We start from the raw sequence: 12,565 nt of genomic DNA, 5'->3' as shown, positions 1-12,565 counted from the left end.
ACAGTGTGGGCAGCTTTTTATTTTTCATTTTGCGGAGACGAAATCAATGACCTATGCCCTCGTAGGTGATGTTGGCGGCACCAATGCCCGCCTGGCGTTGTGCACTGTTGCGACGGGTGAGATTACCCAGGCGAAAACCTATTCCGGCCTGGAGTTCGACAGCCTGGAGGCGGTGATCCGCCACTATCTGAAAGCGTGCGATATCGAGGTGCAGGACGCCTGTATCGCGATCGCCTGCCCGGTGACGGAAGACTGGGTTGCGATGACCAACCACAGCTGGGCGTTCTCTATCAAAGAAATGAAGGCCAACCTGGGGTTGAGTCATCTGGAAGTGATCAACGATTTCACCGCCGTCTCGATGGCGATCCCGATGCTCTCGCCGGACGACGTGCTGCAGTTTGGCGGCGGCGATGCGCAGCCGGGCAAACCGATCGCGGTGTACGGCGCCGGCACCGGGCTGGGTGTTGCCCACCTGGTGCAGGTCGATCGCCGCTGGGTCAGCCTGCCGGGCGAGGGCGGCCATGTCGATTTCGCACCGAACAGCGAAGAAGAAGACATTATTCTGGAGGTGCTGCGCGGTGAAGTGGGGCACGTTTCCGCCGAGCGCGTGCTGTCCGGGCCGGGCCTGGTCAACCTGTATCGCGCCATCGTCAAGGCGGACAACCGCCTGCCGGAGAAACTGGAGCCGAAGGACATTACCGAGCGGGCGCTGGCCGACAGCTGCATCGACTGCCGCCGTGCGCTGTCGCTGTTTTGCGTGATCATGGGGCGCTTCGGCGGCAACCTGGCGCTGAATCTGGGCACCTTTGGCGGCGTGTACATCGCCGGCGGCATCGTGCCGCGCTTTATGGAATTCTTCAAGGCCTCGGGCTTCCGCGCCGCTTTCGAAGACAAAGGGCGTTTCCGTGACTATGTGCGAGACATTCCGGTGTTCATGATAACCCATGGCCAACCGGGCCTGCTGGGAGCCGGCGCGCATCTGCGCCAGACGCTGGGCATGCAGCTGTAAGCAACGCGGCGGCACGATAAAAAAGGGGCGCAACCCGCAGGTTGCGCCCCTTGTCGTTTTCGCGGGGTATCAGGCTTTGGCCAGCTCTGCCGCCTGTGCCGTTTCTTCGCTTTCCACTTCCACGGCTTTCGGCGCTTTGATGAACAGCGTAATCAGCAAGGAGGCGGCGGACAGGACGCCAATCACCATGAAGGTGGCGTGGAAGCCGCCGAAGTATTTGGCGACGAACGAACCGGCCAGCGCGCCCAGGCCGAAGCCCTGGTAGATGATGCCGTAGTTCTTGCTGTGGTTTTTCAGACCGAAGAAGTCGCCGACAATCGCCGGGAACACGGTGATGTTGCCGCCGAAGCAGAAGGCCACCGCACCGACGCAGATGAAGAACAGCGTGTGGTTCAGGGTCATGAAGCTCAGGGCGACAATCGCCAGCACGGTAACCAGCATGGTGAAGCTGATGACGCGCATACGGCCCACTTTATCGGACAGCGTCCCCAGGATGATGCGGCCGGCGGTGTTGAAGATGGCGACGGCGGACACGGTGTTGGCGGCGGTGGCCAAGTCCATCCCGGCCAGTTGAACGCCCATGTCTTTCACGATGCCAATCAGATACAGACCGCTCATGCAGGCGGCAAAGAAGATGGTGAACAGCAGGTAGGCTTCTTTGGTGGCCAGCATCTGGCGCACGCTGAAGTCGTTGCCCAGACCGTTGGCGCCTGGCTGTGCGGCGTTGGTCGCCAGCACCGGCTCTTTCAGCAGCAGGGAGCCGACGACGATCAGGCCCATCACGATGGCACCCCAGTAGAAGAAGGCGCCGGAAACGCCGACGTCGGCGATCAGGGCGGCATTGACGTATTTGAACAGCAGGCTGCCGCTGCCGAAGGCGCCGACGGAGATGCCGGAAATCAGGCCTTTGTTGGCCGGGAACCATTTGATCAGGTTGGACAGGGTGGAGATGTAGGCGATACCGACCGCAAAGCCCACCACCACGCCGGCCAGCAGGTAGATCATGTCGAGAGAGCTGACGTGGGCGCTGGCGATAAGGCCCAGGCCGACCAGGATGCCGGAGCACAGCGTCAGGTTGCGGATGCCGAAGCGTTCTTGCAGCTTACCGGCGAACAGCGTGGCGAAGGCCAGGAAGAAGCTGGTGATGGAGAAGGTGGTGGCGACGTCCGCCAGCCCCCAGTGGAACTTGTCGACCAGCGGCTGGTTGAACAGGCTCCAGGTGTAGATGGTGCCCAGACCCATCTGACAGATGATGGTGCCGAGAACGATTAAGCTGCGATTTGCCGGTTTGGTGTTCATGGCCGGTCTCCTTCCTGTGTGTGCGTTGCCGGGCGTGAGCCGTTGGCTGAAATTTGCGGGGTGAATCAGCGATCCCGCGGTATGGGCTTATTATATGGCCGGCCCCTGCGGCGGGCGGCGGATCGGGAATGAGTTGCACGACGGAAGGAATGAAATGCATTTTATGCGGCGTGAGTTGCCGTTTTTGCGCCTGAAAGCCCGTGAAATGCCGGGGGTGACACGTGATCTACATCAAAGATATCAACGATTTATTGTTAATCGCCGGTGAACGATTGTGGTGGAATTGTGAAGGATGCGTCTGAAAGGCGTAAATCGGCATTGCGCCTATAGAGCGGCGGTGAGCGCGGGGCTATGTTATCTGCGATCGGACAAGGTCCGCTCTGCAGGAGCCATGAAATGAAAAAAACGCTGTTGTTACTGGCTGCGCTGCTGGCGCTGCCGCTGGCGAGCCAGGCCGACGTCTCCATCGGCGTGAACGTGCCTGGCCTGTCGTTGCATATCGGCGATCGCGACAATCGCGGCCATTACTGGGACGGCTATCGCTGGCGCGATCCGCGCTGGTGGGCCGATCACCGCCGGTATGAACGCCCGCGCGGGTACTATTACGGCCCGCCGCCCCGGGTGATTTACTACGGGCCGCCGCGGCGCGACTGGCGCGACCGGCCGCATTACCGCATGCCGCCACCGCCGCCGCCGGGGTATTACTACCGTCCGGGCCCGCGCTGGTAAGCGCTTACAGGCGCATCAGCTTGCGGAACTCTTTCACCTTGCTGCGGCTGACCGGCACTTCAAACTCGAGATCGCTCAGCCGCAGAATGTAGGTATTGTTGAACCAGGGCACGATCTCGCGGATCTTCGCCAGGTTAACGCAGTAAGAGCGGTGGCAGCGGAAGAAATGCTCTTCCGGCAGCCGGCCGTAAAACTCGGTGATGTTCATCGGCATCACGAACTCTTCCCGGCGGGTATAGACCCGCGTCACCTTTTCATCGGCGGCGGCGTAATAGATGTCGTTGATGTCGGTAACGATGATCCGCTCATCTTTGATCAGGTTGATGCTGTGGCTGCCACGGCTCGGCGCGCTGGCTGGCTCCGTCGCGCCGGCGGGGCGATGATGCAGCGCCTCCAGCTTTTGCAGCATGGTGACGATGCGCGCCTCGTGATAGGGCTTGAGGATATAGTCGAACGCTTCGATCTCGAACGCTTCCACCGCATGCTCTTTATAGGCGGTGATGAACACGATAGACGGGCGATGCGCGAATTTGCTGATGTTTTGCGCCAGCAACACGCCGTCCAGCGACGGGATGTTGATGTCGAGGAAAATGGCGTCGACCTGGTGGGTCTGCAGGTATTTGAGGACGTCGAGGCCATCCTCGAAGGTGGCGACGATATCGATATTGCTGTGTTTCTTGATCAGGTAGCTGAGTTCTTCCTGCGCGAGGAATTCGTCTTCCACGATAATGGCTTTCATGAGACCTCCCCGACCGGCGGCGCGCTCGGCTCCTGATGCAGCTTGCCGCCGTTTTTGCTGATGTAGAACGCGATTTCGGTGCCCGGCTCCAGGCGGCGGATATGCAGCCCTTCACCGTACAGCAGCGACACGCGGTGGTGTACGTTGAGCAGGCCGATATTGTGGCCCGGCATCTCGTTGCGCGCCACCCGATCGATGGTTTCCTGATTGATGCCGTGGCCGGTATCCTTCACCGATATTTTCACCCGGTCGCCCTGATCTTTCACTGCGATCACCACTACCCCTTTGCCCTTGCAGGGCTGGATGCCGTGCACGATGGCGTTCTCCACCAGCGGCTGGATCAGCAGGCTCGGAATGCGCACCGAGACGTCGTCGTCGATGTCGTAAATCACCGTCAGCTTGGCGCCGAAACGCGCCTGTTCGATGGCGATGTAATCCTGGATCTGATGCAGTTCCTTGCGGATATCGATCAGTTCGTCGTTCAGCTCCAGGTTGTAGCGCAGGTAGCGCGACAGGTTGATGATCAGCTGGCGCGCGGTGTCCGGATTCAGGCGGATGGAGGAAGAGATGGCGTTCAGCGCGTTGAACAGGAAGTGCGGGTTAATCTTGCTCTGCAGCGCGCGCATTTCGGCTTTATCCGCCATCTGACGCAGGTGCTCGATGCGCGAAACCTCCATCTGGGTGGAGATGATCTGCGACAGCCCGACCGCCATCACCTTCAGCGTGTTGGTGATCTGGTGAGCGTGGCAGTAGTAAATTTTCAGTGCGCCGGTCACTTCGCCTTTTTCCCACAGCGGCACCACCAGCTGCGAATGGATCTGCGGCGCGGCCGGGTTTTCCAGGTTGTTTTTGATGATGATTTTGCCGTGGCGAATGCTTTCGCGAGTGACGCGGCTCAGCCCTTCGCGGCCGATCGGGTAGGCTTCGCGCCCTACGCCGACGTAAGCCAGCACCTGATGGGTATCGGTGATCGCCACCGCGTCGGCGCGGATATCCTGGCGGATGATATCGCAGATGGTGGCCAGCGATTCGCTGTTGATGTTGCGGAAATAGGGCAGCGTCTTGTGGGCGATATCCAGCGCCAGCTTGGCCTGGCGCGCGGCGATCACTTCTTTCTCATCCTCGACGCTCTGCACCAGCAGCACGATCAGGCCGATGCACACCGTGCCGAGGATCATCGGCAGGGCGATCTGCGACACGATGTCCAACCCGAGCTCGGTCGGCTTGGCCCACAGCACGATCAGCAGCATGGTGAGGGATTCGCACAGCATGCCGCCGACGATGCCGGCGCGCCAGCGCTGCTCTTTTTTGACCTTGAGGTTGATGTAACCGGCGCTGATGCCGGCGATGATGCTGGTGATAAGGCAGGGCACCGAGGTGATGCCGCCGATGTCGATCAGATAACGGTGCACCCCGGCGATGATGCCGGTGACGATCCCCACCCAGGGGCCGAACAGGATGCCGCCGGCCATGATGGCGATGACGCGCACGTTGACCAGCGAACCCTCAACGTTGATGCCGGAGTAGGTGCTGAACAGCGCGAACAGCGAGAAGATTGCCGTGACGATGCCGAGCTCAAGCGGCGTATGGTCTTCTTTTTGCAGCAGTTGGCGGAACAGCCGGGTGCGGGTCAGGAAAAACAGACAGATCAACATCAGCGCGGCGCGATCAAACACCGCCAACAGCATTTCAAAAAAAGGGTGCACGACGGGTTCTCGCTGCGGCCTACGGATGACGGCAGTATACCACAGCGAGAGAGGCCCGTGGCTGGGGGCGGCGGTCAGCGCATGCCGAGCTGCGCTTTGCCCAGCGGCGTCAGCAGCTCGACGGTGGCGCGGCCCTCGAAATCGACCTCGAAGTCGTCGGGGGCGAAGTCCGGCGGCGTTCTGCCGTCGATAAAGCTCGGCAGCTGGCGCTGCAGATAGGCGTCGTTTTTCTCGCAGCCCGGCGCGGCGGCGATGTACATCACGTTGCTGTCGAACTCGCCGTTATGTTCGTTCTCTACCGCGTGGATCACATCGCAGTGCCAAAAGACCGTGTCGCCCGGCTCCAGATCGGGAATAGGGGAAATCCCGCTTAATAAAAGGGGATGCCATTTTTCCGAGATCGACAGCGCGCGACCCGGCGCCGCATCGCACAGATCGTCATCGGCGACGTCGTCCTGCAGCGCGCGCAGCAGCACATAGGCCATGGCGTTGGCGATCGGCACCAGGTTCAGCGTGCCGGCGTTGGTGCGCTGCGGCGTCAGCGCCGTCCAGCCCTGGAAGGTGCGGAACATCGAGCAGACCGCCGGAGAGGCTATCTCGCGCACTTCGGTGCGGCCATCGGCGGCGAAGGGATCGTACTGCTGCCAGTCGCCGGAGAAGACGTGGCGATACACATAGCGGAAGTTCTCGTCCAGCCAGCGCTCGATGGTGCCGCTGTCGACGTGCGGCGACAGGCCCAGCGACGAGGAGTTCGGCGGGCGGCGGCGGGTGCGATCGGCGTAGGTGGCGACGCGAGTCGGATCGAAATGCTGTTTGCCGTTGCTTTCGGTGGCCCACAGGCTGTTGAGGGACACCTGCACCGCATGCATGCGCGCGTCCTGCCGCGCTTCAACCTGCGGTTTTGACCAATAGATGCCGTAGATCTGTGGCTTGCTGGCGGCCAGCTTGCCGAAATAGTTGTCTTCGGCGGCGTTCTTCAATCGCTCGACGAAGTTGTTGCTATCGAGGTAATCGCCGATTTCGCGGTTCCAGCCCTCGGCTTTGGCGCGCGGAAACACCCCGCGAATAGCGCAGGCGCCGCGTTGTTTGATCAGCGCTTTTTGTTGTTCAGTGACGCGCTGCTGCAGGATATCTTCCGCGTCAATCTGCGGTACCGGGTTGTGGCCGGCGGCCAGTTCGCGGCGAATCTGTTCGACCTGGCCGCGGATGTTCTCTTCCAGCGCCTGGAATACGTCGCGATAGTTGGGCAATGCCTGGCGCAGCTGACGCTTGACGTTAACGATCGCCTGCGGAATATCGTCGATGACTAAAGAGGCCATGGTGTTCTCCTGATGCCGCGTGGGTAACGGCGGCGGGCAGTTGTAGGGAATCGGGCAAGACGTTATGGTTTTGTGGTTTTAACGTAAATGATTATCGGCAACCAATCGGGGAAAATAAAGAGATATCTTTCATTCGTAAGTTCCTATTTTTCGTTTTTCGGAGATTTTATGAAGCTGGTCACTGAACGTCTGCAGTTACAGTCGATAACCGCCGAGGATTGGCCGCTGTTTCTGCGCCTGTACCAAGATCCCGAGGTGATCCGTTACATCTCCGATCCGCGCAGCGAAGCGGAGATCCGCGCACGGTTCGAGGAGCGCCTGCCGGTCTGGGACAAACACGGCGACCAGTGGCTGTGCCTGGTGATGCGTGAGAAGCACAGCGGAGAGGCGGTGGGCATTACCGGCTTTCGCCCGCACTGGGCGCCGTATCGGCAGGCGGAAGTGGGATATGGGAGTTTGCCTTCCGGGCAGGGCAAGGGCTATGGCAAGGAGTCGCTGCGGGCGGTGCTGGATTTTGCGGTGAACGCCTGCGGTTTTCACAAGCTGACCGCCACCGTGACCGCCGGTAACGTCGCCTCGCGCGGCCTGCTGGAGTCGTGCGGTTTCCAGCTGGAGGGCACGCTGCGCGACAACTACCGTCTGGCGGATCAGTGGTGCGACGACTGGCTGTTCGGGCTGCTGGCGGCGGAGTTTCAGAGCGCTAAATAAAAATATCGCGCAGGGTATCGACAAGCTCGTCGGCGCTGCGCTATGTTCGATATTCGGTCAGTTCGCTGGCCAGCGTCGCTCGGACGGTCCGGGCGCTAACGTCTATCGAGGAATCCCCTATGGCTGATAACAGTCCACAGCGCCGTTTCACGCGCATTGAACGCCTTCCCCCTTACGTATTCAACATCACCGCCGAACTGAAGATGGCCGCACGCCGTCGCGGCGAGGATATTATCGACTTCAGCATGGGTAACCCCGACGGCCCGACGCCGCCGCACATCGTGGAAAAACTGTGCGCCGTCGCCCAGCGCGACGACACCCACGGTTATTCCACCTCGCGCGGCATTCCGCGCCTGCGCCGCGCCATTTCGCGCTGGTATGCCGATCGTTATCAGGTGGATATCGATCCGGAAAGCGAAGCCATCGTCACTATCGGTTCGAAAGAGGGGCTGGCGCACCTGATGCTGGCGACCCTCGATCACGGCGATACCGTGCTGGTGCCGAACCCCAGTTACCCGATCCACATTTACGGCGCGGTGATCGCCGGCGCTCAGGTGCGCTCGGTGCCGCTGGTGGACGGCGTGGATTTCTTCGGCGAGCTGGAGCGCGCCATTCGGGAAACCATTCCGCGCCCGAAAATGATGATCCTCGGCTTCCCGTCCAACCCGACAGCCCAGTGCGTGGAGCTGGATTTCTTCGAGCGGGTGGTGGCGCTGGCCAAGCAGTACAACGTGCTGGTGATCCACGATCTGGCCTATGCCGATATCGTCTATGACGGCTGGAAAGCGCCGTCGATCATGCAGGTGCCGGGGGCGAAAGACATTGCGGTGGAGTTCTTCACCCTGTCGAAAAGCTACAACATGGCCGGCTGGCGCATCGGTTTCATGGTCGGCAATCCCGAACTGGTCAGCGCGTTGGCGCGCATCAAGAGCTATCACGACTACGGGACCTTTACGCCGCTGCAGGTGGCGGCCATCGCCGCGCTGGAAGGCGATCAGCAGTGCGTGCGCGATATCGCCGAGCAGTATCGGCAGCGCCGCAATGTGTTGGTGAAAGGGCTGCATGAGGCCGGCTGGATGGTGGAAAACCCGAAGGCGTCGATGTACGTCTGGGCGAAAATTCCCGAACCTTATGCCCATCTCGGTTCGCTGGAGTTCGCCAAACGCCTGCTGGCGGAAGCCAAGGTTTGCGTTTCGCCGGGCATCGGCTTCGGCGACTATGGCGATACCCATGTGCGCTTCGCGCTGATCGAAAATCAGGACCGTATTCGCCAGGCGGTGCGCGGCATCAAGGCCATGTTCCGCGCGGACGGGTTGCTGATGCCGGGCAAAGGCGGCGGCGCCAAATAATCCTGTCAGGCCGGACGTTTGTCCGGCCTTATTTTTTCCCGTCCCAAGGTTTTCTTCATTATTTCCCCATTATGCTCGACTACGCTGAATTTTATTTTTTGGATAGAGTGTATGAGCAACCGCTACGCGCGATCGCAAATCGTTTTACATTGGTTGACGCTGCTGATGGTGATCCTCACCTACGCGGCGATGTTGCTGAAGGATTCGGTGCCGGAGGCGTGGGCGCCGCTGGTCAAAAATCTGCACTTTAATTTTGGGGCTTCGGTTTTTGCCCTGATGCTGATTCGGCTGGCGGTGCGCACCCTCCACGCGACGCCGCCGACCACGCCGCCGCTGGAGGAATGGCAGGAAGTGGGCGCCAAGATCTTCCATTGGCTGCTGTACGTGGTATTCCTGATGTTGCCGCTGCTGGGCGTGTTAACCCTGGCCTACGGCGGGAAATCGTGGACTTTACTGGGGTGGCCGGTACCGCAATGGGTGACGCCGGATCCGGTGATGCGCAAGCTGGTTAAAACGGTTCATGAGACGCTGGCGAATATCGGCTACTTTATCATTGGCGCGCATGCGCTGGCGGCGCTGTATCACCACTACCTGCGCAAGGACGACACCCTGCGCCGCATGATGCCGGGCAAATAACGGCGAACGACGGAAACGACAAAGGGACGCTCGCGCGTCCCTTTGGCTGTGTTCCCGGTCAGGCAACCATCAACATGAAGGTGCCAACCCAGGCAACCAGCATGAATGACACGCCCATCAAAAAATATTTCACTGAACAACTCCTGTCTGGAGTCCTCGCCAGCAATGATCCCGATTGTTGTGCTGAGTGTTTTATGGGCAACCTGTTTGTCGGGCGGGTTCTTCCAAACGAAAGAACAACGTCCTCGCGCGCGGGTTGTCCGGTTGTCGCGCCTCATGCTCCGTGAGGTAAAATCCGAACCGCGACAGGATCGGCGCTAATGTACTCTCAATACTGGTCTGATTTCAATACTGTGTTTTTGATCACAATTTTCGGCTGTTTTTTGAACAGTGCACGCTGTTTTATAACGCTTTTTATCGGCGGGCGACAGGAACTAGCCCGCCGTGGCGGGCTGTAAAATAAGGGATGAAACAATGCAGCGGCAGGCGCTCAGGCGACGGCGTTGATGCCGGTCGCCAGAATGACCCAAAAAACGAGACAAGACAGCAGAATAACGGCCCAAATATGACGGCGACTCCACTCCATTTTTAGCCTTCGTTGTTGCGACAGAGGATTAGGTAACGATCACATCGGCGCGAATGGAGGAAAATTTAGCCCCTGCGGATAATATTTTGCTTACCTGTTGCTAACTTATTGGCAAACTTCACTTATTGTCACGCGCACGTCGTAGCCCAACAGATACAGCGCCTGCTCCAACGCTTCCACCTTCGAGGCGTAACCGATATCCAGCAACCGCTCCATTTGCCCGCCGTTGAAACCCAGCTTGCGCGCCAGCGCCGCTTTACCGGTGTTTTTGCGCAGCATGGCGTTGTGCAGTTCGATTTTCAGCGCCACCAGCGCCGGCAGGTGTACCCTCAACTCATCGGCTTGCAGAGGAGAAGGGGCGGGCAGGGGCAAACCTTCATCCATCGTGGCGGCGATGGCGGCCAACAGGCTTTCCTGCGCCTCCAGTTCGATGTCTTCGCGTTTATAGCAGGCGGTTTGCCACTCGGGGAAGTCGCGAAAACCGATCTGCCAGGCGTCGCTGTCGCGATCGAAGGCGTAATGGGCGAAGTAATGGCTGAACATGGCGATCCCTGATTAAAACCTGAATGAGGCGCTATTGTGACGGCACGGCCGGCGGATAGCCATAGCCTTGAGCGGAATGGCGCTCAATCGGTCTGTTCACGCGGCTTGCGTCGCAGCCCGTCGGGCGGCAACAGCAGGGCGCAGACCATGACTGCCAGACTGAACAGCGGCAGCCAGCGCGCTACCGGGCCGGGGGAGTAGTTGTTGAGCACCGAGCAAACATAGCACGCTACGGCCAACGCCCAACCGGGCAGGCCGATATCGTTGAGTCGGAATGCGGTTTTGGCCATGAACCACGTGACCAGGCCGAAACAGAACAACGCCCACACCATAATGCACAGCAGATACAGCAGCACCGAGACGAATTCGGCGCCGTCGCCGTGCGCGTGGGCGCGAAAATGGTTTTTATCCAGATAGGTCGACAGAAACGACAGCAGCACGATACCGATGGCGAAGATCGCCAGCGAGAAAATAAACGGTTTGCGCGAGATGCGCCCACGGTACAGGTCTTTGGCGAGTTGTCCGAGAGATTCCATCACAGTCCATTGTCGTGATCATTGCGGCGATAGCCGGGTGGCAAGCAGTCGGGCATTTTATCGGGGCAAACGTGGGCGTCAAGGTGATAACTTTTCTCATTTAGTTGCGGTTGAGATTCAGCGCGGCCGCACCGGGCGTTCTTTGCCCGTGCAAAACGTCACAATTTGGCACGTTTGGCTACCTGACGCGGTCATTGGCGGCATAATCCTGTTTGTTCGCGTTGAACAATGCATTAACATAACTCCCACTTATCTCTTGCATGGCTATATGGATATCCGATGCGTCACCTGGTTGCGCTTTTACCGCTGATTACCTTGCTTGCTGCCTGTAGCAGCACGCCGAAACCCAGTACCACCGCTACGCCGCAGAGCGCCCCGGTAAAGGGCGGCTTTTTGCTGAGCCCGGCGCACAGCGGCGCGCCGCTGGGTGGGGATTTCGCCAATAACCCGAATACCGCGCGCTTTATCGAGAAGATGGTGCAGGAACACGGTTTTGACCGGCAGCAGCTGCACGACGTGCTGGCGCAGGCTCGGCGATTGGATTCGGTGCTGCGGCTGATGGACAGGCAGGCGCCGACGCCGTCTACCCAGGGGCCAACCGGGCCGAATGGCTCCTGGCTGCGCTACCGCAACAAGTTCATCACCCCGGATAACGTGCAAAACGGCGTAGTGTTCTGGAATCAATATCAGGATGCGCTGCAGCGCGCCTGGCAGGTGTACGGCGTGCCGCCGGAGATTATCGTGGGGATTATCGGCGTGGAAACCCGTTGGGGCCGCGTAATGGGTAAAACCCGCATTATCGATGCGCTGGCGACGCTGGCCTTCGACTACCCGCGCCGCGCCGATTACTTCGCCGGTGAGCTGGAAACCTTCTTGCTGATGTCGCGCACCGAAGGCGACGATCCGCTCGAGTTGCGCGGCTCCTTCGCCGGTGCGATGGGCTACGGGCAGTTCATGCCTTCTTCCTTCAAAAGCTATGCGGTCGATTTCAACGGCGATGGGCATATCAACCTGTGGGATCCGGTCGATGCCATCGGCAGCGTGGCCAATTACTTCAAAGCGCACGGCTGGTCCAAAGGCGAGCCGGTCGCCATTCAGGCCAACGGCCAGGCGCCGGGGTTGGAAAACGGCTTCAAGACGCGCTACTCGGTCGCCGCGCTGGCCGAAGCCGGCCTGAGCCCGCAGGGTTCGCTTGGTGATAACCAAGAGGCCAGCCTGCTGCGGCTGGATGTCGGCACCGGCTACCAGTATTGGTACGGTCTGCCGAATTTCTACGTCATCACCCGCTATAACCACAGCACCCATTACGCCATGGCGGTATGGCAACTGGGCGAAGCGGTCGGGCGCTCGGCGCGCGGCGGCTTCTGACGCTGCGTCAATAAACGAAAAAGGCCGCTTGTGCGGCC

At 59.9% G+C, this 12,565-nt stretch carries 13 protein-coding genes; 6 read left to right on the top strand and 7 right to left on the bottom strand.

Annotation, left to right across the window (positions count from 1 at the left end; all coding sequences use genetic code 11):
• Nucleotides 1-46: 46 nt before the first annotated feature.
• A complete protein-coding gene (gene glk / locus ACMGG9_RS16770; protein WP_025303754.1) occupies nt 47-1,009 on the top strand; it encodes a glucokinase in 963 nt (320 codons plus the stop codon).
• 69 nt (nt 1,010-1,078) lie between these two features.
• On the opposite strand, the gene ACMGG9_RS16765 is transcribed toward glk, so the two are convergent.
• Nucleotides 1,079-2,308, bottom strand: coding sequence for an OFA family MFS transporter (locus ACMGG9_RS16765; protein ID WP_033643939.1), 1,230 nt, complete (start codon nt 2,306-2,308; stop codon nt 1,079-1,081).
• A gap of 396 nt (nt 2,309-2,704) precedes the next feature.
• On the opposite strand from ACMGG9_RS16765, the gene ACMGG9_RS16760 reads away from it, so the two are divergent.
• Nucleotides 2,705-3,037, top strand: a complete 333-nt coding sequence (locus ACMGG9_RS16760) for a DUF2502 domain-containing protein (RefSeq protein WP_033643938.1) — start codon at nt 2,705-2,707, stop codon at nt 3,035-3,037.
• Nucleotides 3,038-3,041: 4 nt separating this feature from the next.
• Here the strand turns inward: ACMGG9_RS16760 and ACMGG9_RS16755 are convergent, their stop codons facing one another.
• The 3 genes from ACMGG9_RS16755 to ACMGG9_RS16745 form a co-directional block, all read right to left on the bottom strand.
• Entirely contained in the window at nt 3,042-3,776 is a 735-nt protein-coding gene (locus ACMGG9_RS16755) for a LytR/AlgR family response regulator transcription factor (RefSeq protein ID WP_025303751.1), read from the bottom strand.
• Nucleotides 3,773-5,464, bottom strand: a complete 1,692-nt coding sequence (locus ACMGG9_RS16750) for a sensor histidine kinase (protein WP_342185067.1) — start codon at nt 5,462-5,464, stop codon at nt 3,773-3,775. Before ACMGG9_RS16750 ends, ACMGG9_RS16755 begins: the two co-directional genes overlap by 4 nt.
• Before the next feature lie 92 nt (nt 5,465-5,556).
• Entirely contained in the window at nt 5,557-6,801 is a 1,245-nt protein-coding gene (locus tag ACMGG9_RS16745) for a DUF1479 domain-containing protein (RefSeq protein ID WP_414161577.1), read from the bottom strand.
• Nucleotides 6,802-6,969: 168 nt separating this feature from the next.
• Between ACMGG9_RS16745 and ACMGG9_RS16740 the strand changes: the two genes are divergently transcribed.
• The 3 genes from ACMGG9_RS16740 (at nt 6,970) to ACMGG9_RS16730 (ending at nt 9,494) form a co-directional block, all read left to right on the top strand.
• On the top strand, nt 6,970-7,509 hold the full coding sequence (locus ACMGG9_RS16740) for a GNAT family N-acetyltransferase (protein ID WP_033643935.1): 540 nt from the start codon (nt 6,970-6,972) through the stop codon (nt 7,507-7,509).
• 119 nt (nt 7,510-7,628) lie between these two features.
• The gene (alaC, locus tag ACMGG9_RS16735; protein ID WP_033643934.1) at nt 7,629-8,858 is read left to right on the top strand and encodes an alanine transaminase; all 1,230 of its coding nucleotides are present in this window, start codon (nt 7,629-7,631) and stop codon (nt 8,856-8,858) included.
• 111 nt (nt 8,859-8,969) lie between these two features.
• A complete protein-coding gene (locus tag ACMGG9_RS16730; RefSeq protein WP_033643933.1) occupies nt 8,970-9,494 on the top strand; it encodes a cytochrome b in 525 nt (174 codons plus the stop codon).
• Nucleotides 9,495-9,552: 58 nt separating this feature from the next.
• Here the strand turns inward: ACMGG9_RS16730 and ypdK are convergent, their stop codons facing one another.
• The 3 genes from ypdK to ACMGG9_RS16715 form a co-directional block, all read right to left on the bottom strand.
• The gene (ypdK, locus tag ACMGG9_RS16725; RefSeq protein ID WP_099782600.1) at nt 9,553-9,627 is read right to left on the bottom strand and encodes a membrane protein YpdK; all 75 of its coding nucleotides are present in this window, start codon (nt 9,625-9,627) and stop codon (nt 9,553-9,555) included.
• 558 nt (nt 9,628-10,185) lie between these two features.
• Entirely contained in the window at nt 10,186-10,623 is a 438-nt protein-coding gene (locus tag ACMGG9_RS16720; RefSeq protein ID WP_033651988.1) for an antitoxin HicB, read from the bottom strand.
• 83 nt (nt 10,624-10,706) lie between these two features.
• Nucleotides 10,707-11,159 (bottom strand): DUF805 domain-containing protein, encoded by a 453-nt coding sequence (locus tag ACMGG9_RS16715; protein WP_033643931.1) that lies wholly within the window; start codon nt 11,157-11,159, stop codon nt 10,707-10,709.
• Between the two features lie 279 nt (nt 11,160-11,438).
• On the opposite strand from ACMGG9_RS16715, the gene mltB reads away from it, so the two are divergent.
• Entirely contained in the window at nt 11,439-12,527 is a 1,089-nt protein-coding gene (mltB, locus tag ACMGG9_RS16710; RefSeq protein WP_033632457.1) for a lytic murein transglycosylase B, read from the top strand.
• The last annotated feature ends 38 nt before the right edge of the window (nt 12,528-12,565 follow it).

The sequence above is a fragment of the Serratia sp. BNK-10 genome, assembly GCF_047456065.1.
GTDB classification, from domain to species: domain Bacteria; phylum Pseudomonadota; class Gammaproteobacteria; order Enterobacterales; family Enterobacteriaceae; genus Serratia; species Serratia ureilytica.
The sequence above is the reverse complement of the archived record's forward strand: the minus strand, read 5'-3'. Positions and strand labels throughout refer to the sequence as shown.

Bases quoted from the DNA above. Each gene is read 5' to 3' on its own strand.
- ACMGG9_RS16720 (WP_033651988.1), bottom strand. From the start codon at position 10,623: ATGTTCAGCCATTACTTCGCCCATTACGCCTTCGATCGCGACAGCGAC.
- ACMGG9_RS16740 (WP_033643935.1), top strand. From the start codon at position 6,970: ATGAAGCTGGTCACTGAACGTCTGCAGTTACAGTCGATAACCGCCGAG.
- ACMGG9_RS16715 (WP_033643931.1), bottom strand. From the start codon at position 11,159: ATGGAATCTCTCGGACAACTCGCCAAAGACCTGTACCGTGGGCGCATC.
- ACMGG9_RS16750 (WP_342185067.1), bottom strand. From the start codon at position 5,464: ATGCTGTTGGCGGTGTTTGATCGCGCCGCGCTGATGTTGATCTGTCTG.
- ACMGG9_RS16755 (WP_025303751.1), bottom strand. From the start codon at position 3,776: ATGAAAGCCATTATCGTGGAAGACGAATTCCTCGCGCAGGAAGAACTC.
- ACMGG9_RS16765 (WP_033643939.1), bottom strand. From the start codon at position 2,308: ATGAACACCAAACCGGCAAATCGCAGCTTAATCGTTCTCGGCACCATC.
- ACMGG9_RS16745 (WP_414161577.1), bottom strand. From the start codon at position 6,801: ATGGCCTCTTTAGTCATCGACGATATTCCGCAGGCGATCGTTAACGTC.
- glk (WP_025303754.1), top strand. From the start codon at position 47: ATGACCTATGCCCTCGTAGGTGATGTTGGCGGCACCAATGCCCGCCTG.
- ACMGG9_RS16730 (WP_033643933.1), top strand. From the start codon at position 8,970: ATGAGCAACCGCTACGCGCGATCGCAAATCGTTTTACATTGGTTGACG.
- ACMGG9_RS16760 (WP_033643938.1), top strand. From the start codon at position 2,705: ATGAAAAAAACGCTGTTGTTACTGGCTGCGCTGCTGGCGCTGCCGCTG.
- alaC (WP_033643934.1), top strand. From the start codon at position 7,629: ATGGCTGATAACAGTCCACAGCGCCGTTTCACGCGCATTGAACGCCTT.
- mltB (WP_033632457.1), top strand. From the start codon at position 11,439: ATGCGTCACCTGGTTGCGCTTTTACCGCTGATTACCTTGCTTGCTGCC.